Annotated in this window: 19 protein-coding genes; 13 read left to right on the top strand and 6 right to left on the bottom strand. The window is 71.3% G+C overall.

The window, feature by feature from the left end:
* Positions 1-63 precede the first annotated feature (63 nt).
* The 3 genes from ABD978_RS06505 to ABD978_RS06495 all read left to right on the top strand — a co-directional run bounded on the left by ABD978_RS06505 (position 64) and on the right by ABD978_RS06495 (position 1,807).
* The gene (locus ABD978_RS06505; RefSeq protein WP_345349936.1) at positions 64-564 is read left to right on the top strand and encodes a MarR family winged helix-turn-helix transcriptional regulator; all 501 of its coding nucleotides are present in this window, start codon (positions 64-66) and stop codon (positions 562-564) included.
* A gap of 131 nt (positions 565-695) precedes the next feature.
* Complete coding sequence (locus tag ABD978_RS06500) at positions 696-1,259, top strand: hypothetical protein (RefSeq protein ID WP_345349933.1); 564 nt, start codon at positions 696-698, stop codon at positions 1,257-1,259.
* A gap of 5 nt (positions 1,260-1,264) precedes the next feature.
* Complete coding sequence (locus ABD978_RS06495) at positions 1,265-1,807, top strand: OmpA family protein (protein WP_345350344.1); 543 nt, start codon at positions 1,265-1,267, stop codon at positions 1,805-1,807.
* Between the two features lie 282 nt (positions 1,808-2,089).
* Here the strand turns inward: ABD978_RS06495 and ABD978_RS06490 are convergent, their stop codons facing one another.
* Both ABD978_RS06490 and ABD978_RS06485 read right to left on the bottom strand, forming a co-directional pair.
* A complete protein-coding gene (locus ABD978_RS06490; protein ID WP_345349930.1) occupies positions 2,090-2,566 on the bottom strand; it encodes a Pycsar system effector family protein in 477 nt (158 codons plus the stop codon).
* A gap of 67 nt (positions 2,567-2,633) precedes the next feature.
* Positions 2,634-3,254, bottom strand: a complete 621-nt coding sequence (locus ABD978_RS06485) for a TetR/AcrR family transcriptional regulator (RefSeq protein WP_345349927.1) — start codon at positions 3,252-3,254, stop codon at positions 2,634-2,636.
* A gap of 236 nt (positions 3,255-3,490) precedes the next feature.
* Between ABD978_RS06485 and ABD978_RS06480 the strand changes: the two genes are divergently transcribed.
* Positions 3,491-6,700: a bifunctional cytochrome P450/NADPH--P450 reductase gene (locus tag ABD978_RS06480; protein ID WP_345349924.1), complete on the top strand. Its 3,210-nt coding sequence runs from the start codon at positions 3,491-3,493 to the stop codon at positions 6,698-6,700.
* A gap of 143 nt (positions 6,701-6,843) precedes the next feature.
* Complete coding sequence (locus tag ABD978_RS06475) at positions 6,844-7,881, top strand: zinc-binding dehydrogenase (protein WP_345349921.1); 1,038 nt, start codon at positions 6,844-6,846, stop codon at positions 7,879-7,881.
* A gap of 220 nt (positions 7,882-8,101) precedes the next feature.
* On the opposite strand, the gene ABD978_RS06470 is transcribed toward ABD978_RS06475, so the two are convergent.
* The 3 genes from ABD978_RS06470 to ABD978_RS06460 all read right to left on the bottom strand — a co-directional run bounded on the left by ABD978_RS06470 (position 8,102) and on the right by ABD978_RS06460 (position 12,638).
* Positions 8,102-9,997, bottom strand: coding sequence for a Vgb family protein (locus ABD978_RS06470; RefSeq protein WP_345349918.1), 1,896 nt, complete (start codon positions 9,995-9,997; stop codon positions 8,102-8,104).
* 165 nt (positions 9,998-10,162) lie between these two features.
* Positions 10,163-10,756, bottom strand: coding sequence for a hypothetical protein (locus ABD978_RS06465; protein ID WP_345349915.1), 594 nt, complete (start codon positions 10,754-10,756; stop codon positions 10,163-10,165).
* Between the two features lie 133 nt (positions 10,757-10,889).
* Positions 10,890-12,638, bottom strand: coding sequence for a Vgb family protein (locus tag ABD978_RS06460; RefSeq protein WP_345349912.1), 1,749 nt, complete (start codon positions 12,636-12,638; stop codon positions 10,890-10,892).
* Between the two features lie 232 nt (positions 12,639-12,870).
* On the opposite strand from ABD978_RS06460, the gene ABD978_RS06455 reads away from it, so the two are divergent.
* On the top strand, positions 12,871-13,581 hold the full coding sequence (locus ABD978_RS06455; RefSeq protein WP_345349909.1) for a TetR/AcrR family transcriptional regulator: 711 nt from the start codon (positions 12,871-12,873) through the stop codon (positions 13,579-13,581).
* Here ABD978_RS06455 and ABD978_RS06450 read toward each other — a convergent pair.
* Entirely contained in the window at positions 13,530-14,222 is a 693-nt protein-coding gene (locus tag ABD978_RS06450; protein ID WP_345349906.1) for a TetR/AcrR family transcriptional regulator, read from the bottom strand. The two genes, ABD978_RS06455 and ABD978_RS06450, sit on opposite strands and share 52 nt — an antisense overlap.
* Before the next feature lie 511 nt (positions 14,223-14,733).
* On the opposite strand from ABD978_RS06450, the gene ABD978_RS06445 reads away from it, so the two are divergent.
* The 7 genes from ABD978_RS06445 (at position 14,734) to ABD978_RS06415 (ending at position 23,437) form a co-directional block, all read left to right on the top strand.
* On the top strand, positions 14,734-15,423 hold the full coding sequence (locus ABD978_RS06445; protein WP_345349903.1) for a glycoside hydrolase family 12 protein: 690 nt from the start codon (positions 14,734-14,736) through the stop codon (positions 15,421-15,423).
* A 96-nt stretch (positions 15,424-15,519) separates the two neighbouring features.
* Positions 15,520-17,022, top strand: a complete 1,503-nt coding sequence (locus ABD978_RS06440) for an MFS transporter (protein ID WP_345349900.1) — start codon at positions 15,520-15,522, stop codon at positions 17,020-17,022.
* A gap of 29 nt (positions 17,023-17,051) precedes the next feature.
* Positions 17,052-17,543, top strand: coding sequence for a 2Fe-2S iron-sulfur cluster-binding protein (locus ABD978_RS06435; RefSeq protein WP_345349897.1), 492 nt, complete (start codon positions 17,052-17,054; stop codon positions 17,541-17,543).
* Positions 17,540-18,511 carry an FAD binding domain-containing protein gene (locus tag ABD978_RS06430; protein ID WP_345349894.1) on the top strand — a complete coding sequence of 324 codons (972 nt, stop codon included), beginning with the start codon at positions 17,540-17,542 and terminating at the stop codon, positions 18,509-18,511. Before ABD978_RS06435 ends, ABD978_RS06430 begins: the two co-directional genes overlap by 4 nt.
* Positions 18,508-20,547: a xanthine dehydrogenase family protein molybdopterin-binding subunit gene (locus ABD978_RS06425; protein ID WP_345349891.1), complete on the top strand. Its 2,040-nt coding sequence runs from the start codon at positions 18,508-18,510 to the stop codon at positions 20,545-20,547. Before ABD978_RS06430 ends, ABD978_RS06425 begins: the two co-directional genes overlap by 4 nt.
* Entirely contained in the window at positions 20,534-20,797 is a 264-nt protein-coding gene (locus ABD978_RS06420; RefSeq protein ID WP_345349889.1) for a hypothetical protein, read from the top strand. Before ABD978_RS06425 ends, ABD978_RS06420 begins: the two co-directional genes overlap by 14 nt.
* 99 nt (positions 20,798-20,896) lie before the next feature.
* Entirely contained in the window at positions 20,897-23,437 is a 2,541-nt protein-coding gene (locus tag ABD978_RS06415; protein ID WP_345349886.1) for an ATP-dependent Clp protease ATP-binding subunit, read from the top strand.
* The last annotated feature ends 69 nt before the right edge of the window (positions 23,438-23,506 follow it).

Here is a 23,506-nt window from a genome sequence, read left to right as displayed (position 1 = left end):
TACGCAGCCTCTCAACGTCAAGTAGATTAACGTTGAGATAGTTTGCGTTGAGAGGAGTGCCAGGTGAGCGACGCGGTGGACCAGATCCTCGGCCAGTGGGCCCGCGAGCGGCCGGACGTCGACGCGTGGCCGATGGGGATCGTCGGCCGGATCACCCGGCTGTCACGGCTCCTGGACCGCGAGCTGAAGGACTTCTTCGCCGGATACGGCCTCGAGCACTGGGAGTTCGACGTGCTCGCCACCCTGCGCCGGTCCGGCCCGCCGTACGAGCTGACCGCGGGCGCCCTCAACCGCGCCGCGATGGTGACCTCCGGGGCGATCACCAACCGGATCGACCGGCTGGCGGCGAAGGGCCTCGTGGAACGGGTGCCCGACGAGGAGGACCGACGGTCCGTCCGGGTCCGCCTGACCGAACGAGGCCGGACGACGGTCGACGAGATCGTGGGACCGCACGTGGCGAACGAGGCGCGGCTGCTCGCGTCGCTGGGCCCGGATGAGCGGGAGGGGCTGGCGGTCCTGCTGCGCGGCCTGCTCGAATCCCTCGGCGACACGTCCATCCGGTGAACGCCCGCGTTCGCCGATCTTGCTCCCGGTCGAGCTGGTACGTTCAAGCGAGAGTAAAGCCTCCCGCCGCCGCGAGCCGATCGAGTGCCGCGGGCCGGACGGGTGACGTCTCCGTCTTCTAGGGGGGATCGGTGAGAGCTGTTCGGCGGACCGCGTCGGCCGTCGCGGCGACGGCGCTGATCGTCGCCGGGCTGTCGGGCTGTCTGGGCAAGGACGACTCCGGGAGCAGGGGCGGCGGCGCGGCCACCGGCGGCGGTGCCGTCCAGGGCGGCGTGACGGTCGCGTCCGCGGACAAGCCTGTCGCGAAGGCGACGTTCCCCTCCCCCATCGCCTCCGGCGCGACCGTGGACCTCGCCGTCCTCGGGCTCAAGGCCGGTGGCCGGCTCGCCGACCTCTCGATCAGCATGACCCCGCACGTGCCGAACGGCGCGACCCAGCGGATCACGCCCTACCTCCTCAACGGCGGAACCCCGCTCGGCGTCTTCCTGATCGACAACGTGAACCTCAAGCGCTACCTGGTGGTCAAGGACAGCTCCGGGCACGACCTGCAGACCGACTACGTCACGACGAACATCGCGAACGACCAGCCCGGGCAGCTGTCGTTCACGTTCGCCGCGCCGCCGAAGGGCGTCGACCGGATCGACGTGCAGATCGGCAACTGGCCGATCTTCCACGACGTTCCGATCGCGCGGTGACCGGGATGCGGCGCGGCTCTCTCGTGATGGGCGCGGCGCTCGTGCCCGCCCTGCTGGTCCTCCCCGGCGCGGCGAGCGCCGGCGACGTCCCGGACGCGAACCTCCAGGAGGCCGTCCGCACCATCGACGTGGCGGACGGCGTGCGCGACATCGACCTCGGCAACGCGGTGATCCCGCTCGAAGAGGACAAGACGGTCGGCGACGAGGTCACCGTGAGCATCGCCGCGGATGTCCTGTTCGACTTCGGCAAGGCCACGCTCACCGACGTCGCCCGGCGCCGGATCGCCGAGATCGCCGAGCGGATCCACGGCCCGGCGCGGGTCGCGGGGTTCACCGACGCCGTCGGCTCCCCCGCCGCCAACCTCACGCTGTCGAGGCAGCGGGCGGAGGCGGTCAAGGCCGAGCTCGCCCGGCAGGCGCACGTGACGATCACCGCGACCGGATACGGCGAGGCCCGGCCGGTGGCGCCGAACCGGACGCCGGACGGCAAGGACGACCCCGTCGGCCGGGCCAAGAACCGCCGCGTCGAGATCTCGTACCAGAAGTGACCCGGAACCGCGCTCCGATAAATGACCCCGGCTCGCCCGAATGGTGCCCTCGCCAGAACAAGAAGGCATTCCACTTGTTCACTTCTTGTAACTTCTTCGCGACCGTAGCGGAAAGTGCAGTGTGAAAGTGCGCCGCCCGCGCACCACGACTCCGGCTACTACAACAGTTACGCGGGACCGGTCTACGCCGGTAGACGTCTGGGCGAGCGCGTACGGTGCATCAGACGCCTACTCTTCTCCAAGTCGGACTGAGTCGTGAGCGGTCCGGGTCGTCGCCCTCCGTCAGAACAGCACTCCGGTGAGGAGAGTGGCCACCGCTATCAGAGCCACTGCGGTGCCGGTCTCCGTCACCGCGATGAGCAGCCCCAGGTATTTGCGACTGACGACTCGAGAGAGGCTGATCAGGCTGTTCTCGTGGTGCTTGGCGGCGGCGGCCTGGTCGGCGAGCAGCTCCCGTACGCCCGTCGGGCTGAGCCGGGCGTACAGCCGGATGTAGCCGATGTGCGGACTGATGACGGTGAGCAATGTGAGAGTGGCGGCTGCGAGCATCAGTCCGGCCACGCTCAGCAGGGCACGGGCCAGTTCCGGGCCGTGACCCACCTTGGTCGCTATGAACGCGAGGCCGGCCATGGTGAGCGTCGTCAGGGTCGCGCACTTGGCGTCGACGCGCGCCAGTTCGCCGCGCACGGCCGTCAGTTCGGCGCCGAGCAGCGATTCGGCGCCGGCCGGCGTTTCGAGGCTGGCCGGTGTTTCGGCCATGGCGTGGTCCCTTCTCGTCGGTCTGTGCCTCATCGTCGCAATACGCCGGCCGCTCAGCGCAGCGGACTCAATGGCCGGCGCCCTGGCCGTCACGAGCCGCGGTGAGCTGGATTTCCAGGCCCGTGATGATCGTGTCCAGCAATAGGCGGAACATGCGGTCCTCATCAGGGCCCGCGTCCGTGTGCCCGTCTTCGCCGACAGTGAGGTCGGTCGACTCCAGATGCGACCACCGGTGGAGCGCGCCGTTGAGTTCGGCGGTGAGCACGCCGATGACGACGGCGCACACGAGAGCGGCCATCCGCGGGATCTCGGACCGCGGCATCCCTGCGGCCTCCAGGATCGCGGTCAGCCCGGCCCAGAACGGGTCTTCGGGCTGGAGGAAGTCCGGCTGGCCGAACGAGTAGGCCATGAGTTTGGGGTGGCGGTGCGCCAGCGCCCGGAAATCTGTGGCGAGCAGGCGGATGCGCTCCTCCCAGGGAGCGTCCTCTAGCGTCACGGTGCGGAACCGGGCGCCGACCGTCCTCGCCACGCCGCGCAGCAAGGCGTCCTTGTTCGGCACGTGGTGGTACAGCGACATCGGGTTCGCATCCAGCTCGCTTGCGAGCTTGCGCATGGTGAGCGCCTCGACCCCGTCCGCGTCGATGAGCCGTAGAGCGGCGGCGTAGATCCCGGCCTCGGTCAAAGGCACGTCTCTCTTCCTGGTTCCCCGCGGGGGACGCCTGACCTTTTCCATACCTCGTACGGTATCAGTTCCGTACAGCGTACGGCTCGAGCACCGGGCCGCCACGGGGCGACGGCGCGATCCTGGTTGCCCACTACTTCCATACATCGTATGGTTAGTTCCATACGACGTATGTTTCTGTGTTGCGCCACAGCATCGACGGGCGCCCTTGCCCATGCCTCTTCGGCACAAAGGAGCACGCCATGACCGCGAACGACCTGCGACCTGCCCGGTCCCCGCGCGGGATCCCGATCCTCGGCCACGCGCCGCAGATCCCCGACACCAACCCGGTCGCGTACTTCGGGGAGCTGTCCAAGCAGTTCCCCGAAGGCATCTTCAGCGTGGACATCGCCGGCCAGGAGAACGTCTTCGTCTTCGACCCGGACCTGATCACCGAGGTCTGCGACGAGACCCGTTTCGGCAAGCCGATCTTCCCGCCGCTGAGCCATGTCCGGGACTACGCCGGCGCGGGCCTGTTCACGGCCGCCGACGATGAGGAGGTCTGGGGCATGGCGCACCGGATCCTCATGCCGGCCTTCAGCCAGCGAGCCATGAAGGGCTACTTCGGGCAGATGCTCGAGATCGCCCAGAACCTGGTGGGCAAGTGGGAGCGCCGCCAAGGTCAGCCGGTCAGGATCACCGACGACTACACCCGGCTCACCTTGGACACGATCGCTCTGTCGGGGTTCGGCTACCGGTTCGACTCATTCAGCAAGGAAGAGCTACACCCCTTCCTCTATGCGCTGTTGGAGGCGCTGATCGAGTCGATGCGGCGCTCCCAGGAGCTGCCGATGATGACCACCCAGCGCAAGGACGACGCGAACCAGTACCACCAGAACATCCAGCTGATGCAGGAGCTGGTCGAGAGTGTGATCAAAGAGCGCCGTCAGGGCAGGGGCAGCGGTGAGGACGACCTGCTGGGCCTGATGCTGCAGGCGACCGACCCGGAGACCGGCAAGCTGCTGGACGACGACAACGTCCGCGACCAGGTGCTGACCTTCCTTATCGCGGGTCACGAGACCACCAGTGGTCTGCTGTCGTTCGCCACGTACTCGCTGATGCGCAACCCGCACGTGCTGGCCCAGGCCTACGCCGAGGTGGACCGGATGCTGCCCGGCGACACGGTCCCGGACTACGACACGATCATGAAGCTGGACGTCATCCCGCGGATCCTGGAGGAGACCCTGCGTCTGTGGGCTCCCATTCCGCAGATCATGAAGGCGCCGCTGGCGGACACCGTCATCGGCGGCCAGTACGAGCTGACTCAGGGGACGAAGACGAACCTGCTGATGGGTCCGCTGCACACCCACCCCAAGGCATGGGACCGTCCGGACGAGTTCGACATCGACCGGTGGCTTCCGGAGAACCGGGCCCAGCACCACCCGCACGCCTACAAGCCGTTCGGCAACGGCCGGCGCGCCTGCATCGGCCGGCAGTTCGCGCTGACCGAGGCCCGCCTGGCCCTCGCGCTGGTGCTGCAGAAGTTCAAGTTCTCCGACACTACCGACTACAAGATGGACGTGCGGGAGGCGCTGACGCGTAAGCCCGGCGACTTTGAGCTGGTCGTGCGGACCCGCAAAGAGCATGAGCGGTCCGTGTTCGGCGCCGCGGACCTGCAGAGTGACGACACGCGTCAGGAGGCCACGGTCAGCGGTGTCGGGGTGAGCCTGACCGTCGCTTACGGCTCCAGCCTGGGCAGTTGCGAGGACCTGGCGCGCACGATCGCCGACCGCGGTGAGCGTTCCGGGTTCGGCACCACGTTGGTGAGCCTGGACGAGCTGGGCGACGACCTGCCCACCGAGGGCCTGCTCGTCGTCGTCACCGCCAGCTACAACGGCGAGGCGCCCGACAATGCCCAGCGTTTCGACGACCTGATCGCCGCCGGGCTGCCGGGGGGCTCGCTGTCGAACGTGCGGTTCGCGCTGCTGGGCGCCGGCAACACTCAGTGGGTGGCGACCTACCAGGCCTTCCCCAAACGGGTCGAGGCCGCACTGCTGGCCGCCGGCGCCACCCCGGTGGTCGAACGCGGCATCGCCGATGCCGCCGGCGACTTCGACGGCATGGCCACCCGCTGGATGGACACCCTATGGGCGACGCTGGCCGAGGAGTACGCCGCCGACACCTCCGACGACGGCGCACCGCGCTACCAGGTGCAACTGCTCACCGAGGCCGATGTGCGCCCCGCGATCGTCTCCGAGCAGGCCTACCCCCTGACCGTGATCGCCAACGAAGAGCTCGTGGCCGACCCGACCGGGCTGTGGGACTTCGGCGTCGAGCCGCCGCGCCCGTCCGCGAAGTCGATCACCATCGAACTGCCCGAGGGCGTCACCTACGAGACCGGCAACCACCTGGCGGTCTTCGCCAAGAACGAGTCGCGGCTGGTCGACCGTGCGCTGGCCCGCTTCGGCATCGACCACGACCAGGTCCTCCGGCTCGACCGACCCGGCGGCGGCAGGACGCACCTGCCGGTGGGCACGCCCGCCACCGCCGGCCTGCTGTTCACCGAGTTCCTGGAACTGCAGGACGTGGCCACCCGAAGCCAGATACAGAGGCTCGCCGAATACACCGACTGCCCCTGGACCCGCCCGCAGCTCCAGGCCTACATCGCCGACACCGAGGAAGCCGAACAGCGATACCAGACCGAGATCCTCAACAAGCGCGTCTCGGTGCTGGGCCTCCTGGAGCGCTTCCCCGCGGTCGACCTGCCCCTGGCGGTCTTCCTGGAGATGATGGGGCCCATCCGTCCCCGCTTCTACTCGATCTCCTCGTGCCCGCTGGCCAACCCGCGCCACGTACGCCTGACCGTCGGTCTCCTCGAAGGGCCGGCCTTGTCCGGCGACGGCCGGTACCGCGGCGTGTGCTCCTCCTACCTCGCCGGACTTGAGCCCGGTGATGTGGTCTACGGCTACGTGCGCGTCCCCTCGCCGACGTTCGCCCCACCCGCCGACCCGAGCACGCAGATGATCCTCATCGGCCCCGGCACCGGGATCGCGCCGCTGCGCGGCTTCTTGGAAGAACGCGCCTGGCAGCACGCCAACGGCACACCGGTCGGCCTTTCGCAGGTGTTCGTCGGCTGCCGCCACCCCGAGCACGACTACTTCTACCGGCAGGAGATGCGGGATTGGGAACAGGCGGGGATCGCCCAGATCCACACCGCCTTCTCCGCCGTCGCGGGCCACCCGCACCGTTTCGTCCAGGACGCCGTCACCGCTGTCTCTGACACCGTGTGGCAGGCCGTCGAAGACGGCGCGTGCGTCTACGTCTGCGGGGACGGCCGTTACATGGCCCCGGCCGTCCGCGAAGCCCTCGCCTCCGTCTACCGCGGCCACACCGGCGGCGACGACGAGGACGCCCGGCAGTGGCTTGCGCGGCTCGAAGCCGACGGCCGCTACCAGCAGGACGTCTTCGCCTGATCCACACACGCCGGGACCCGTGGCGCACATCACCACCACCCGGGTCCCGACCCCTCCAGCCCGCCGGCGAGGGATGACCTGGCCTCCCCGCCGGCGAACCACCGAAGATCACCACTCACAGAAAGCACGTCACCATGGACACCATGCTCGCCGGACGTTTCCACCTCGATGGCAAGAGATTCGCCGTGGAGGAGGTCCCCATTCCCGTGCCCGGCCCGGGCGAGGTACTCATCCAGGTCAAGGCCGCAGGCGTGTGCCTGTCGGACGTCCACCTCATCGACGGCACCCTTCTCCCGCTGTTCGCCACCTCTGACGTGATCACCGTGGGCCATGAGGTCTCCGGCGTGATCCACACGCTCGGCCCCGGCCTCAAGCGGGGCTTGACCGTCGGCGCCCGCGTGACCCTGGAGGCCGGGCAGAGCTGCGACCAGTGCGAGGACTGCGCGCGCCGCCGTCCGTGCAGCCGGGTCCGTACCCGGGGAATCGACTACGACGGCGGTTGGGCCCAGTACGCCATCGCCCGCGAGGACACCCTCGTTCCCATCCCCGACCAGTTCCCCTTCGACCAGGCCGCGATCATCCCTGACGCGGTCTCCACCCCCTACGCCGCCGTCGTCGCCACCGCAGGCGTCCGCCCCGCCCAGTCCGTGGGCGTCTGGGGCGTGGGCGGAGTAGGCGCGCACAACGTGCGCCTCGCCCGCCTGGTCGGCGCCGCGCCGATCATCGCCATCGACCCGCTACCCAGCGCGCGGGAGCGCGCTCTGGCCTTCGGCGCCGACCTGGCCCTGGACCCGGCCGGCCCGGACTTCGCCGAGCAGATCCGCGCGGCCACCGCCGGGCGAGGCCTGGACTTCGCCTTCGACTGCGCCGGCGTGCCGGCGGTCCGCGAGCAGGCCGGCGCGGTGCTCGGCCTGGGCGGCGTCCTCATCCTGGTCGGCATCACGCCCAAGCCGCTCACCATCACCGAGGGCCTGACCTTCAACTACCTGTGCAAGCAGGTGCGCGGTCACTACGGCGGCTTCCCCGAGTCCGTCACCGAACTCGTGCGGCTGACCGCGAGCGGACGCCTCGACCTGGCCCCCTCCATCACCGACCACATCCCGCTGGCCGACGCCGCCGACGCGGTCCACCGGCTGGAGAACAAGACCGGCGACCCGATCCGTCTCATCCTCGTCCCCTGACACCTGTCCAGTGGGGCATCGAAGCCATCTCCGCCTCATGTCCACGGCGGGCGTCAGCTCGGACCCCACCAGGAGTCGGTGGCCAGGTAGGCGGCGCTGTCGGCGTTCTCCTCCTCGGCCGGGACCGCCGGCGAGAACCGTCGGCCTCCGCAGCGGCTCGGCCGACGCCCCGGAGCCGGTGGGGCGCCGGTCCTGCGGCCGGCGCCCCACTCACGAACGCTCAGTGCCGGGCCTTCAGCTTGACCGTCACCTTCTTCGGCGCCTTGACGCGCTTCGCGGCGGCCTTCTTGGCCTTCGGCTGCGGACGCAGTCCCGCGACGAGCTTCGACAGCACCGACGGGGACGCGGTGGACCGCACCGCCGGGGTGTCCGCCGGGTTGACGCCGACGCCCAGGCTCATGACGCCGGTCAGGTTCATGGAGTTGTTCGCCGAGCTCGACGGCAGGCCCATCATCTGGTTGATCACGCCGTCGAGGATCGAGGCGGGGCCGCACCCCTTGGCGGCGGGCACCGCGATCTTGTTGTTGATCTGCACGGGGTAGGGCGTCCAGCCCAGCTCCGGGTCGCCGGCCCCGCCCGGGACGAGGATCGTCGGGGTCAGGCTCGCGGTGATCGGGCCGATGACGCAGGTGGAGCCGAGCAACTGGTTGTTGAGGTGGACGTTCAGCTTCGCGGTCGCCTCGATGCCGCCCGGACCGAGCTGGACGGTGATCGGCGCGGCCAGCGTCTGCGTCACGGTCAGCCGGTTGACCGGCAGCAGCGCCGCCGGGGTCTTGCCCAGCACCGGACCGACCAGCGGTAGCTGTCCGATCAGGCCGCCGGGCACCTCGACCGGCTGCGACACGAGCTGGTCCCCCATGACCGGTGGGTTGAGGACGCTGCCCGGGCCGAGGGAGGAGATGTAGCCGGTGACGCGGATCGCATTCGGCGGCAGGGTCAGGGCGAAGCTGCCGATCTTCACGCTGCCGCCGGAGGTGACCTGGGTCTGGCAGGCGTGGTTCTGCGGGCACTGGGCCTGGAACTTCGCGGCGACCTGGGGCATGCTGCCGTGCACCACCGCCGGGACGGCGGGGTGCGGCGATCCGGTCGGCGGCGCGGCCGGGTCGAGGCTGCCGACGGCCCCCTTACCGGACTCGGTGAACCAGAGCCGCTTGCCCGGACCGGACGCGATCCGCATCGGCGCGGACAGCGTGGCGGGCAGCGGGTACTCGGTGACGGCACCGGAGCCGGGGTCGACGCTGCCGATGTTGCTGGCGGCGGCCTCGGTGAACCAGATCTGCTTGTCCGGGCCCACGGTGATGCCGATGGGCGCCGAGTCGGCGGTGTTCACCGGGTACTCGTCGATGCCGCCGGTCGCCGGGTCGAGCCGGCCGATCATCCCGACGCCGGGCTCGGTGAACCACAGGGCGCCGTCGGGGCCCGTGACGATCCCGCCGAGGGACGGCGAGCCGCTGCCCGCGGACGGCGGGTCATAGGTGGTGACCGCGCCGGTCGCCGGGTCGAGCCGGCCGATGGATCCGTCGGTGCCGGTGTACCAGACCGCGCCGTCCGGGCCCGCCGCGAGGCCGTACACGGCCGCGCCGGCGGTGGCGTACACGGTGACGGTGCCCGAGGAGGTGATCCGGCCGATGGCCGGTGCCGCGCCCCCGCCGAACCACATCGCGCCGCCGGGACCGGCGACGATGTCGGTCAGCCTGCCGCCCGCGAAGTTGACGTCGCCGGTGGTGGGCACCTCGAACAGGGTCGTCTTCCCGGTCGCCGGATCGACGTAGCCGACCCGGGGGACGTCGACGGAGGAGTCGGTGAACCACAGCCGGCCGCCCGGCCCGGCGGTCATCCCGTCGGCCGCGCCCTGCGTCTTCTGCGAGTTCGCGGGCAGGGCGTACTCCGTGACCTTGCCGGCCGAGTCGATCTTCCCGACGCCACCGGCGTTCTCGGCGAACCAGACGCTGCCGTTCGGGCCCGCGGCCAGGCCCGCCGGGGTGACGTCGGGCACGGGCAGTCCGATCTCGGTCACGCCGGCGGCGGCATCGGCGGGCGAGGCCGGGCTGAGGCCGACCGCGCCGAGCAGGGCCGCCGACGCGAGGACCCCCGCGCGCACACCACGATGGCGCATGCCATCGCCTCCTAGGATCTTCATAGTGGGCCACTAGAAACCCACGGGTGTTTCACGTCAAGCCGATCAGTGCCGCCCGTCCGGTTCCGGTCACCGGGCGGTACGGGAGTAACAGAGGCCGCCCGGAGGCGGCCCCTGCTCGTGCTGGTCCCTCGGTCGCGTACGTCAGGTGATCGTGACCGTCGGGCTCGTGGTGTAGACGCCGGTCGCGGTGCCGGTCGGGCTGATCGTGCCGCAGGCGGCGTTCCCGGAGAACGGCACGCTCGCGTTGGTGAACGTCGCCTTGCCGGTCGTGTTGTTGTAGCTCGCCGTGATCGGCGCCGCGGCGGTCGGGGCGCCCGTCACGACGCAGCCGGGCAGCGTCGTCGTCGAGACCGTCACGCCCGCCTTGGGGATCGTGATCTTGACCGACGTCGGGCTGGCGATGGCCAGCAGCGTCCAGCTGCCGTTCGTGTGGTTCGCCGTGATCGTGGCCGTGCCGCCGAAGTTGTCGGTGCAGCCGGTGAAGGTCGGGTCCGGGCTGATGTTGACCGGGCCGTAGCCCGACGCCGGGGTCGTGAACTTGATGGTCGAGCCGGTGCAGGTCACCGAGAAGGACAGACCGGACAGGGTGCCGGCGAACTTCACGCTGCTGCTGGTGGCGGTGATCGCGGTGTTGGTCGGGCTGACGCCCGCCGCGTAGGCGACGCCGCCCATCATGGCGACCAGGGCGCCCGCCCCGGTGACGGTCGCGGCGAGCTTCGCCGTTCTGGAGATCATGTGCGTACCTCTCGTGAGGGGGCCGGGACCGGCGTCACCGGTCTCGGGTGTTGCGGGTGGTGGCGGGTTGTCGGGACAGCGGGACGGTGCGGTGCGGGGGGTGACGACCTCCTTCCGTGACTCAGGAAGTGACTCAGGAATGCGCCCCCGCGCCGACGCTGAGAATCGCGGGCAGGTCGAGGCTGTTTCCGGAGGCCGACGGCAGGCCCATGGTCGAGTTGATGACCCCGTCGAGGATTCCGCCGAGGCCGCAGCCGTGGGCCTTGGGCACGGACAGGGTGTCGTCCTTGATCTCGACGTTCAGGGGCTGCCAGCCGAGCTGCGGGTCGTGCGTCGAGCCACCGGACTGGTCGGCCGGCGCCAGGCTCGCGGTGATCGGCCCGATGACGCAGCTCGTGCCGAGCAACTGGTTGTTGAGCTGGATGTTCAGCGTCGCGGTGGCCTGCAGGCCGCTGGGACCGAATCCGACGGTCACCGGTCCGGCCAGCGACTGGGTGATCGTGAGCTTGTTGAACGGCAGCATCGCCGCCGGGGTCATGCCGAGGACCGGGCCGATGAGCGGCAGGGTGCCGATGATGCCTCCCGGCACATCGACCGGGACGGACTCCAACTCCGATCCGGTCAGCGGCGGCTGCAGGGTCGCGGAGCCGGAGCCCAGCGAGGTGACGTAGCCGGTGACGCGCAGCGCGCCGGGCGGCATCGTCTGGCTGAAGCCGCCGATCTTCACGCTGCCACCCGTCGTGATCTGGGTCTGGCAGATGATCGCCGAGGTCGGGCAGCGCCCCTGGAAGGACGCGGCGACGCGGGGGTTGATGCCGTCGACGAGCGGCGGGGCGGCGGCGTGCGGCGAGCCGGAGGGCGGCGCGGAGGGGTTCAGCCGGCCGACGGCGCCCGTGCCCGCCTCGGTGAACCACAGCGTGCTTCCGGGCCCCTTGACGATGCGCATGGGCGCCGCCAGGGCGTTCGGCAGCGGGTACTCGGAGATCTTCTTTGAGGCGGGCACGATCTTGCCGACGTTGCCGGCCGCGGCCTCGGTGAACCACAGGTTGCCGTCCGGGCCGGCGGTGATTCCCTCAGGAGCGGAGTTCGCGGTCGGCACCGCGTACTCGGTGATGGCACCCGTGCCGGGGACGATCCGGCCGATCTTGCCGACACCGGGCTCGGTGAACCAGACCGCGCCGTCCGGGCCGGCCGTGATCCCGCCGGCCGCCGGGTTGCCCGACCCCGCCGAGTCGGGCGAATAGGTGGTGACGTTCCCCGTCGCCGGATCGAGCCGGCCGATCGACCCGCCGTTCGTGTCGGTGAACCACAGCGCCTTGTCGGGGCCCGTGGTGATCGCGTACGGCGACAGGCCCACGGTGGCGTACGCGGTGACGGCGCCAGAGGAGGTGATCCGGCCGACCGCGCTGGACGGACCGCCGGCGAACCACATGGCGCCGTCCGGACCGGCCGTGATGTCGGTGAGCTGGCCGCCCGCGAAGCTCACGTCGCCGGTGGTCGGCACCTCGTACGCGGTCACCGCGCCGGTCGTGGGGTTGACCTTCCCGACGCGCGGCACGACCGTGGACGCGTCGGTGACCCACACCGTGCCGTCCGACGCGGTCGCGGCCCCTTCGGGAACGGCCACGTGGTGCTGCGAGTTCGCCGGGACGGGGAACTCCTTCACCGCGCCGAGGGCGTCGACGCGGCCGAGGCCCCGCGCGTGCTCGGTGAACCACACGCTGCCGGCCGGCCCGGCCGTCAGGCCCAGCGGGGTGCTGTCGGGGATGCTCGCCGAGAACTCGGTGACCGTTCCCGCGGCGGCCTCCGCGGGAAGGTACGGGAGTGCCACGGCGAGTGCGGCCAGCAGGACCGCTCCCGCTCTGGATCCACGATGGCGCATGCCACCGCCTCCTTGGGACTCATCCCCCGAGGACGATTTGCGGTACGAAACTTGTCGGTAACAAACGAGCTTCCTGCAAATAGAAACCGTACGGTGTCTCATGTCAACCACGGCCGGGCCAACGGCCGGATCCGGCCGCCGCCGCACCGAATCGGGGGCCCGGCCGCCATTTACGCGTGCACCGGCAGGCGGTAGACAGCCTGATGACGGGGCCACCGACGGGAGGTCACCCATGCGCGACGGAGCCTCGGACCGCGAACGCTCGGGCGGGCCGGATGCGGACACCGCCGCGACGCAGCGGGCACGGCCGACGGACGCGGACGCCGCGACGCAGCGGGCACGGTCGGCGGACGCGGAAGCGGATGCGGCGCGGCGGGCGCGGTTGATGGACGCGCTCGTCGCCGTGGTGGCCGTGCGCGGATTCCCGCGGACGACGGTCGGAGAGGTGACGGCCGCGGCCGGGCTGCCCGCCAGTGCGTTCCACGCCCACTTCGCCGACCTCGAGGACTGCTTTCTGGCGGCGTACGAGCGCGGCACGCGCGTCCTGCTGGCCCGGACCGAGACCGCCTACCGGGCGGAGTCGTCATGGCCCGCGGCGGTCCGCGCCGGGTTACGGGCGGCCCTCGAGCTGGCGGCCGCCGACCCGGCGTTCGCCCGGATGTCCGTCATCGACGCGAGCACGGCGGGCCCGCGGGTGCGCCGGGCGCGGCTGGCGTTCCTGGCGAGGTTCCGGTCGTTCCTCGGCGGACCCGGCATCCCACGGATCCCGGACGAGATCCGGAACGCCATCATCGGCGGGGTCTACACGATGGTCTACAACCACGTGGAGAGCGACCGGACCGCCGAACTCCCCGACCTGGCGGACCCGCTCACCGACTTCCTGCTGGCGTTCTACCGCGAGGGTCGATCGTCCGCGTCCAGCTGGGCCGCCGCCTCCTCGTGACCGAGGGGCAGCGACGCGAAGTAGACCAGCGACGGCAGCATCTCCGGCAGGCGGTCGCCCTCCCCCGCCTCCACCGCCGCGTAGACCGCTCCGTAGATCCCGCCGATGATGGCGTCGATGACGACCGTGGGCAGGGACGGAAGGTCGTACGCCGGGTCGGTGAAGAACTTACGGAAGCGCGCGAGGTGCTCGATCCGCGCCTTGCGCAGCCGGGGGCCGGCCGCGTTGACCTCGACCAGGGCGAACCGGGCGAACCGGGGCTCGGCGGCCAGCAGCTCCAGCATGGCCCGCAATCCGCCCCGGATGCCCTCCGGCCAGGAGGGCGCGGCGTGGTACGCGTGCGCCATCCGGTCGAGGAGGATGCCGGTGCCTCGCTGGTACGCCGCGAGGAAGCAGTCGTCCATCTCGGTGAAGTGGACGTAGAACGTCTTCTTCGTCACCCCGGCGGCTTCGGTGATCTTGCTGATCGTCGTACGCGGGTAGCCGTGGTCGGCGACCACCTGGACGAAACCGTCGATGAGCCGGTCCCGCTGGATGTCGGCGACGGTCTCCGGCGGCAGCCCGTGCCGCCCCGGCTTGATGGCCCGGCCGGGCTCCCGGGCGGAGCGTGATCCCGGGATGGCCGGCTCCGCGCCGGTCACCGCCGGGAGGGCCGGAGCCGGACCGGTCGCCGCCGAAAGGGGTGGCGCTTGACCGGTCGCCGCCGGCCGTTCGGACTGCCTCGCCATGAAATCCGCGCGTTTCTCCGTGAACCGGGGAAGCCGGTCGTCACCTACCGTCCGGCTCACACTACTTGGGGGCCTCGAAGCCGAAAGGCTACCTTCCGCGCCACGGGAACGCACGAGGTCCCGGCCGGGCCCGGCCGGGACACGCGGTTTCGTCCATTCTCGGGCGGACCGCAGACCATCGCGCGGCCGGAACGCCCCTGTCGCGGTCGGGACGTCACCGACGGCCCTCACGCCGACGCGATCGGCCTCCGGGACGAAGCCGCCGTCACACCATTCGAAACAGCGCGATAACACGCTTGTAAATCAGCCGTTGCACGGCCGCAATCCGGCTTCTATCGTGTGGGGCACCGCGGTTTCCTCTTCCCCGTTCCCGTCGAATTAACGTCGAAGCGCTTCGACACTTATTCGACAGAGAGGTCATCGAATGAAAGCGGCACGATTCTCGGTGCCCGCATTGGTCCTGACACTGGTGTGCGCATTGTGGTCCGGCACGGCCCGGGCCGCGACCTGGTCGTCCTCCGACCAGTGGGCCACCTGGTCCAACGGCGGGTACACCCTCTACAACGACGTCTGGGGCAGCGGCGCCGGCCCGCAGACGATCTGGGCCAACTCCTACGGCAACTGGGGCGTCTGGGCGAACCACCCGAACACCGGCGGCGTGAAGTCCTATCCCAACGTCACGAAGTACGTCGGCAGGTTGCTGAGCTCGTTGAGCTCCTTGAAGAGCAGCTTCAACGTCACGGCGCCCGGGTCCGGGGCGTACGAGTCGGCCTACGACGTCTGGTCGAGCGACAACGCCTACGAGATCATGCTGTGGATGAACAAGACCGGCGCCGTCGGGCCGCTCGGCTCCTACCAGACGAGCGTGTCCGTCGGCGGGCACACATGGAGCGTCTACAAGGGCAGCAACGGCTCCAACCAGGTCTTCTCGTTCGTCCGATCGGGCAATACCTCGTCCGGGAGCGTCGACGTCCGCGCCGTGCTCAACTGGATCAGAAGCGCCGGATGGTTCGGCGACATCACGGTCGGAAACGTGCAGTTCGGGTTCGAGATAACGTCCTCGAGCGGCGGCCTGAATTTCACGACCAACAGTTACTCGGTCTCATTCGGCTGACGAAAGGCGGATGAGTGAGGGCCGGTTCTCCGCCCGGCCCTCACCCGGCGACCACGCGGGAAGTTTGGACGGATCTGTCCGGAGCACAGCAGCCTCATGCAGACGGAAGCCTCCCCCGAGCGCCCTGACGACACCGAGCGTCTCGTGCGGCACCGCTGGCAGGCGCTGTCGATCTGCCTCGTCGCGGCCTTCATGACCCTCCTCGACGTCAGCATCGTCAACGTCGCGCTGCCGTCCATCCGCGCCGGCCTGCACGCGTCGCCGGACGGCCTGCAGTGGATCCTCAGCGGGTACGCCCTGACGTTCGGCCTGGTCCTGGTCCCCTCCGGGCGGCTCGGCGACGCGCGCAGCCGCCGGGCGGCCTTCATGGCCGGCCTGGTCGTGTTCACCCTGGCCAGCGCCGCCGCCGGCATCGCGCAGAACATCACCTGGCTGGTCGCCGCCCGGCTCGTCCAGGGTGTGGCGGGCGGCATGCTGAACCCGCAGATCGCGGGCCTGATCCAGGTGATGTTCCGGGGGCCGGAGCGGGGCCGGGCGTTCGGGGCCCTCGGGGCCACGATCGGCATCGCCACCGCGGCGGGCCCCATCCTCGGCGGCGCGATCATCGCGCTCGCCGGGGCGCAGGAGGGCTGGCGGTGGGTGTTCTACGTCAACGTCCCGGTCGGGCTGATCGCGCTGCCGCTGGCCTGGCGGCTGCTGCCGGCGCCGAGCCGGGCGAGTCGTCCGCAGAGCCTGGACCCGGTCGGCGTCCTGCTCCTGGGCATCGGCGTGGTGGCCCTGCTGCTCCCGTTCGTCCAGGAGGAACAGTGGCACGGCAGCGGCAAATGGCTGCTGGTGCCCGCCGCCGCCGTGCTGCTGGCGGCCTTCCTCTGGTGGGAGCGGCGGCACCGCGAGCCGACGATCGACCTCGGCCTGTTCCGCCGCCGCTCGTACGCGCTGGGTTCGACGATCGCGCTGCTGTACTTCGCGGGGTTCACCGCCATCTTCTTCATCTTCACGCTGTACCTGCAGAACGGCCTGCGCTACAGCGCGCTCGAGGCCGGGCTGGCGATCACGCCGTTCGCGGTCGGGTCGGGCGCGGCGGCCGCCGTCGGCGGCCGGATCGTCTCGCGGTTCGGCCGGCCGCTCGTGGCGGTCGGTCTCGTGCTCGTCGGGGTCGGGCTCGCGGGCGTGCTCCTCGCCGTGCACTTCGACTCCGGCCGGCAGGTGGCCCTGGCCACCGCGGCGCCGTTCCTCGTGGCGGGGCTCGGCAGCGGCCTGGTGATCGCCCCCAACCAGACGATCACTCTCTCGGAGGTGCCGCCCGAGGGCGGCGGCAGCGCCGCCGGCGTGCTGCAGACCGGCCAGCGGATCGGCACGGCGGTCGGCATCGCGGCGGTCGGGGCGGTGTTCTTCGCGGCGGTGCGCGGCACGCGCGGGGGCTGGGCGGTGGCGTTCCAGCACGGGCTGTTCGTCATCCTCACCTTCGTGGTCGCCGCGCTGCTCGCCGCGTTCGCCGACCTGCTCATGGGTCGGCGTGCGGTGCACCGCCTGGGCCGCCACGCACGTCACCACGCGGACCACGACCATGCGCACGGCCACCCGGTCACGCGCGGTTAGCGCGGAAAGTCCCGGGTAGGGCAGCGCGCATGACGGAGATCTACCTCCGAGTGAACGGCGAACAGCGCTCCGTGGTCGTCGACAACCGCGTCTCACTGCTGGACCTGCTGCGCGAACACCTCGGTCTGACCGGCACGAAGAAGGGCTGCGATCACGGGCAGTGCGGCGCCTGCACGGTACTGATCGACGGGCGGCGGGCCAACGCCTGCCTCGCCCTGGCCGTCGCGCAGGACGGCGCCGAGATCACGACGGTCGAGGGGCTGGCCGACGGGGACGGCCTGCACCCGCTGCAGGCCGCGTTCCTCGCCCGGGACGCGTTCCAGTGCGGGTACTGCACGCCCGGCCAGCTCTGCTCCGCCGCCGGGCTGCCCGCCGAGACGGGGCCGAGCGTGATCACCGCGGACCTCACCGCCGATCCCCCGCTCACCCCCGAGGAGATTCGCGAGCGCATGAGCGGCAACCTGTGCCGGTGCGGCGCCTACGTCAACATCGTCGCCGCGATCCAGGACGTGGCCGGGTGAAGCCGTTCGAGTACGCACTGGCCCATGACGCGACCGAGGCGGTCGGCGCCTACCGGCCGGGCACCATGTACCTCGGCGGTGGCACCAACCTCGTCGACCTCATGCGGCTCGGCGTCGCCCGGCCGGACCGGCTCGTCGACGTCAGCCGCCTCCCGTACGACCGGATCGAGGAGACCGACGGCGGCCTGCGCGTGGGCGGCGTGGTGCGCAACACCGACCTCGCGCTGCACCCCGCCGTCCGCGCGCGCTACCCGATGCTGACGCGGTCCGTGCTGGCCGGGGCGTCCGGTCAGGTCCGCAACATGGCCACCGTCGCCGGCAACCTGCTGCAGCGGACCCGGTGCCCGTACTTCCAGGACGTTTCCAAGCCGTGCAACAAGCGCGACCCGGGCTCGGGCTGCCCGGCGATCGACGGCGACCACCGCAACCTGGCCATCCTCGGGTACTCGGACCAGTGCGTGGCCACCCATCCGTCGGACCTGGCGGTGGCCCTCACGGCCCTCGAGGCGCGCGTCCTCGTGACGGGGCCGGGCGGCGACCGGACGATCCCCATGCCGGGGCTGCACCGGCTGCCGGGCGACGAGCCGCACCGCGACACCGTGCTGGAGCCCGGCGACCTGATCACGGCGGTGGAGCTGCCGCCGCCCCCGGCCGGGGCCTCGCGCTTCCACAAGGTGCGCGAGCGCGCGTCGTTCGCCTTCGCGCTGGTCTCCATCGCCGCGGTCCTCGACATGGCCGAGGATGGAACCGTGCGCGACTGCCGGATCGCGCTCGGCGGCGTCGCCCACGCGCCCTGGCGGGCCCGCCGCGCCGAGGAGGCGCTGCGCGGCGCGCCGGCCCGCGAGGAGGAGTTCGTACGGGCCGCCGACGCGGAGCTCGACCAGGCCCGGCCGTTGCCGCACAACGGCTACAAGGTGCCGCTGGCCCGCAACCTCATCGTCCGCACACTCTTGGAGCTCGTCTCATGAATCGCGTCGAGGGCCTGGAGAAGGTGACCGGACGGGCGACGTACGCGTACGAGTACACCGCCCGGGACATCGCGTACGCCCATCTGGTTCAGTCGACCGTCGCGCGGGGGCGGATCCGGTCGATCGACACGGGGGCGGCGCTGGCGACGCCCGGCGTGCTGGCCGTGCTGTCCAGCGACGATCCCCCGGATCTCGCCGAGGACGCCGAGCCGCAGCTGCGGTTCTTCCAGGACCGTACGGTCGCCTACCACGGGCAGATCGTCGCCCTGGTGGTGGCCGAGACGCTGGAGATCGCCCGCGCCGCCGGGGAGGCGCTGCGGATCGAGTACGACGCCGAGCCGCACGACGTGCGGCTGCGCCCGGACCACCCGGCCCGGTACCGCCCGGAGAAGGTCAACCCGGCCCTGCCGACCGACACCGGGTACGGCGACCTGGCCGCCGGGCTGGCGAACGCGGCGGTCACGGTCGACGCGACCTACACGACGCCCGCCTTGCACAACAACCCGATCGAGCCGCACGCCGCCCTCGCCGTCTGGGACGACGACGGCGGGCTGACGGTGTACGACTCCACCCAGGGCGCGTCCGCCGACCGGGACACGATCGCGGCGGTCCTCGGCCTGCCCGCCGAGCGGGTCCGGGTGGTCGCCCCGCACGTCGGCGGCGGGTTCGGTAGCAAGGGCACCACCCGGCCGCCCGCGATCCTGGCCGCGCTCGCCTCTCGGGCCGTACGCCGGCCCGTCAAGATCGCCGTGACGCGCCAGCAGATGTTCGACGTCACCGGGTACCGCACGCCGACGATCCAGCGGCTGCGGCTGGGCGCCGACGACAAAGGGCGGCTCACCGCCGTGGCGCACGACGTGATCGAGCAGACCTCCACGGTCACCGAGTTCGCCGAGCAGACCGCGACGCCGACGAGGGTCATGTACGCGACGCCCGCCATGCGTACGACGCACCGGCTGGTCCGGCTCGACGTGCCGACGCCGTCGTGGATGCGCGCGCCCGGGGAGTGCCCCGGCATGTACGCGCTCGAGTCGGCCGTGGACGAGCTCGCGCACGCCGCCGGGATGGACCCCATCGAGCTGCGCGTCGTCAACGAGCCGGACACCGAGCCCGAGAGCGGGCTGCCGTTCAGCTCCCGGAACCTGGTCGCGTGCCTGCGCGAGGGCGCCCGCCGCTTCGGCTGGGATCTCCGGGACCGGGAACCGGGCGTCCGCAGGGACGGCCGGTGGCTCGTCGGCACCGGCGTCGCCGCCTCCACCTATCCCTCCAAGCGCCGCCCGGCCGAGGCGAGCGTCACGATCGAGAACGGCGGGTTCGCGGTCCGGATCGCCGCCGCCGACATCGGCACCGGCGCCCGTACCGCCCTGACCCGCATCGCGGCGAACACCCTCGGCGTGTCCCCGGACCGGGTGCGCGTCGAGGTCGGCGACAGCGCCCTGCCGCAGGCCCCGGTGGCGGGCGGGTCGATGGGCACCGCCTCCTGGGGCTCGGCCGTCGTCAAGGCCTGCGAGGCGCTGCTGAAGAACGGCGAGCACGGGACCGCCGACACCACCGAGGACGTCGAGAGCGACTCGGAGCTGGCCCGGCACGCGTTCGGCGCGCAGTTCGCCGAGGTCCGGGTCGACACGGACACCGGCGAGGTACGCGTCCCGCGCCTGCTCGGCGTCTTCGCCGCCGGGCGGATCATCGACCCAGACCTCGCCCGCTCGCAGTTGATCGGCGGCATGACCATGGGCCTCGGTATGGCGCTGCTGGAGGAGACCGTCGTCGACGAGCGGTTCGGCGACTTCCTCACCGACGACCTCGCGCAGTACCACGTCGCCGCCTGCGCTGACGTGCCCGACATCGACGTCGCCTGGATCGACGAGGACGATCCGTACCTCAATCCGATGGGCGCGAAGGGCATCGGGGAGATCGGCATCGTCGGTACCGCCGCGGCCATCGCCAACGCCGTCTTCCACGCCACGGGCCGGCGCGTCCGCGACCTGCCCATCACTCCCGCCAAGCTCGTGAGGAGCCTCCATGACCGAACGTGATCTTCCGAACCGGGGCCAGCCGGCGAACCCGGAGGAGGTCGTCCACGCCGATCCGATACCGGACGAGACACCGGGCATCGAGGAGCCCGAGGCCGACTTCATCGAGCAGCGCCTCGATACCGCCGGGGAAGAAGAGGAGGGCTCCACGGAGCCGCCGCCCGGCGAGGAGCTTCCGCTCGACGCCAACGAGGCCGACGTCCTCGAACAGCAGGCCACCGCCCGCGCCGACGTCGACGAGGACTACCGCTGACCGTCGGCCGCCGGTGCACGTTTTGGATCCCCGCCTCGGGTAGGGGTCGCGCGAGCAGGGGAAAGCGCACGCCGGGGTACGCCTGGTGAGGAGGGTGAGATGTCCGAAGGACGGAACGAGAACGGAGAGTCAGACCAGTTCGAGGAGTTCCTGGCCCGATTCTTCGGGGCGGGTGCGCCCCGGCGGCCCACGAACCGCGTCAACATCGCGCGGTTCATGACGGAGGGCGCCCGGGAGCTCGTCCGCGACGCCGCCGTCAAGGCGGCCGAGTGGGGCGGCCCCGACCTGGACACCGACCACCTGCTGTGGGCGACGACCCGTCAGGACGTGACCCGGCACCTGCTGGACCGTGCCGGCGCCGACCCGGAGACGCTCGCCCGGCAGGCCGCGGAGCACGTCCGGCGCGGCCCGGCCCGCGAGGACATCTCCGCGCGGCTCACGCCCTCCGCCAAGCGGGCGCTGCTGGACGCCCACCAGATCTCCCGTGCCCTGGAGTCCTCCTACATCGGCCCGGAGCACATCCTGTTCGCGCTCGCGGCCAATCCCGAGTCGGCGGCCGGCCGCCTGCTCCTGGCCGCGCGGATCACGCCGGAGTCCCTGCGGTCGGCGATTGGGAGCGCGCCCGGCGGCCCCGCCGCGCATCCACCGTCCGACACGCCCACCCTGGACCAGTACGGGCGCGACCTCAGCGCGATGGCCGCCGAGGGCAAGGTCGACCCCGTCGTGGGCCGCGACGAGGAGATCGAGCAGACCATCGAGGTGCTGTCCCGGCGCACGAAGAACAATCCGGTCCTGATCGGCGATCCCGGAGTGGGCAAGACCGCGATCGTCGAGGGCATCGCCGAGCGCGTCGTCGAGGGCGAGGTGCCGGAGACGCTGCGCGGCAAGCGCCTGATCCAGCTCGACCTGGCCGGCCTGGTCGCCGGGACCCGCTTCCGCGGCGACTTCGAGGAGCGGCTGAAGAAGGTCGTCGAGGAGATCAGCACGCACGCCGGCGAGATCCTCGTGTTCATCGACGAGATCCACACGATGGTGACGGCCGGTGGCGCCGAGGGCGGCATGAGCGCCGGGAACATGCTCAAGCCCGCCCTGGCGCGCGGCGAGCTGCACGTCATCGGCGCGACGACCGTGGACGAGTACCGCAAGAACATCGAGAAGGACGCCGCGCTCGAACGCCGCTTCCAGCCGATCCTCGTGCCCGAGCCGAGCCCCGAGGACTCCGTCGAGATCCTCTGCGAGCTGCGGGACCGCTACGAGGCCCACCACCAGGTGCGGTTCACCGACGAGGCGCTGACCGCGGCGGTCGACCTGGCCGGCCGGTACCTCACCGACCGGTTCCTGCCGGACAAGGCGATCGACCTCATCGACCAGGCCGGCGCCCGCGTCCGGCTGCGCACGACGACCCCCGGCCGCGACGTACGGCGCCTCGAGGAGGAGCTGGACCATCGCCGCCGGGAGAAGGACCAGGCCGTCGCGGACGAGAAGTACGAGAAGGCCGCCGCCCTCCGCGACCAGATCGTCGAGCTCGAGGATCGCGTCGCCGCCACGACCGGCGAGGACGACGAGGCCGCGACGGTGCCCGAGGTCACCGCCGAGGACATCGCCGAGGTCGTCTCGCGGATCACCGGCATCCCGGTCGCCCAGCTCACCGTGGAGGAACGCGAACGCCTGCTCCGCCTCGAGGAGCACCTGCACCAGCGGGTCGTCGGCCAGGACGAGGCGGTCGCCGCGGTGGCCGAGGCGGTCCGCCGCTCCCGCGCGGGTCTCGGCGACCCGAACCGGCCCATCGGCAGCTTCCTGTTCCTGGGGCCGACCGGCGTCGGCAAGACGGAGCTGGCCCGCGCGCTGGCCGAGGCCCTGTTCGGCAGCCAGGACCGGATGGTGCGCTTCGACATGAGCGAGTTCCAGGAGCGCCACATGGTCAGCCGGCTCACCGGCGCGCCGCCCGGCTACGTCGGCTACGAGGAGGCCGGCCAGCTCACCGAGGCCGTACGCCGCCGCCCGTACTCGGTGGTGCTGCTGGACGAGATCGAAAAGGCGCACCCGGACCTCTTCAACGTCCTGCTGCAACTCCTCGACGACGGGCGCCTCACCGACGCCCAGGGCCGTACGGTCGACTTCCGCAACACCGTCATCATCATGACCAGCAACCTCGGCTCCGACGTGATCGGCACCGGCGGGCTGGCCACCGGCTTCTCCGACGCGGGCGGCACGGAGGACACGTCGCTGCGCGACCGGATCATGCGGCGGCTGCGCGAGGCGTTCCGCCCGGAGTTCCTGAACCGCGTCGACGAGATCATCGTCTTCCGCCGTCTCGACGCCGAGCAACTGCGGCGGATCACGGACCTGCTGCTGGACGAGACCCGGCGCCGCCTGCGCGCGCAGAACCTGTCGATCGAGTTCACCAAGGAGGCGGTGGACTGGCTCGCGCGCCGGGGCCACCAGCCGGAGTTCGGCGCGCGGCCGCTGCGGCGCACGATCCAGCGAGAGATCGACAACCGCCTGTCCAGCATGCTGCTGGGCGGCCGGCTGGGCCCCGGCGACGACGTCCGGGTGACCGTCCACGACGACCGGCTCGAGTTCTCGGTGCGGAACGCGAGCGGCGACCCGACGAGCGCCCCGGCCCACCGACCGGCCTGAGCCGGGGCCTGCGGACGTCCGGCCCGGTCGGCCGCGTGCCGGCCGTCGCGCCCGGTCGGCGGACCACCG

The sequence above is a fragment of the Actinoallomurus liliacearum genome (genome assembly GCF_039542035.1).
Taxonomy (GTDB): domain Bacteria; phylum Actinomycetota; class Actinomycetes; order Streptosporangiales; family Streptosporangiaceae; genus Actinoallomurus; species Actinoallomurus liliacearum.
This window is presented reverse-complemented; position numbering and strand designations above follow the sequence as displayed.

Coding starts and splice junctions, on each gene's coding strand:
- ABD978_RS06470 (WP_345349918.1), bottom strand. CDS start 9,997: ATGCGCCATCGTGGTGTGCGCGCGGGGGTCCTCGCGTCGGCGGCCCTG.
- ABD978_RS06465 (WP_345349915.1), bottom strand. CDS start 10,756: ATGATCTCCAGAACGGCGAAGCTCGCCGCGACCGTCACCGGGGCGGGC.
- ABD978_RS06435 (WP_345349897.1), top strand. CDS start 17,052: ATGACGGAGATCTACCTCCGAGTGAACGGCGAACAGCGCTCCGTGGTC.
- ABD978_RS06480 (WP_345349924.1), top strand. CDS start 3,491: ATGACCGCGAACGACCTGCGACCTGCCCGGTCCCCGCGCGGGATCCCG.
- ABD978_RS06440 (WP_345349900.1), top strand. CDS start 15,520: ATGCAGACGGAAGCCTCCCCCGAGCGCCCTGACGACACCGAGCGTCTC.
- ABD978_RS06495 (WP_345350344.1), top strand. CDS start 1,265: ATGCGGCGCGGCTCTCTCGTGATGGGCGCGGCGCTCGTGCCCGCCCTG.
- ABD978_RS06445 (WP_345349903.1), top strand. CDS start 14,734: ATGAAAGCGGCACGATTCTCGGTGCCCGCATTGGTCCTGACACTGGTG.
- ABD978_RS06460 (WP_345349912.1), bottom strand. CDS start 12,638: ATGCGCCATCGTGGATCCAGAGCGGGAGCGGTCCTGCTGGCCGCACTC.
- ABD978_RS06420 (WP_345349889.1), top strand. CDS start 20,534: ATGACCGAACGTGATCTTCCGAACCGGGGCCAGCCGGCGAACCCGGAG.
- ABD978_RS06425 (WP_345349891.1), top strand. CDS start 18,508: ATGAATCGCGTCGAGGGCCTGGAGAAGGTGACCGGACGGGCGACGTAC.
- ABD978_RS06455 (WP_345349909.1), top strand. CDS start 12,871: ATGCGCGACGGAGCCTCGGACCGCGAACGCTCGGGCGGGCCGGATGCG.
- ABD978_RS06415 (WP_345349886.1), top strand. CDS start 20,897: ATGTCCGAAGGACGGAACGAGAACGGAGAGTCAGACCAGTTCGAGGAG.
- ABD978_RS06475 (WP_345349921.1), top strand. CDS start 6,844: ATGCTCGCCGGACGTTTCCACCTCGATGGCAAGAGATTCGCCGTGGAG.
- ABD978_RS06490 (WP_345349930.1), bottom strand. CDS start 2,566: ATGGCCGAAACACCGGCCAGCCTCGAAACGCCGGCCGGCGCCGAATCG.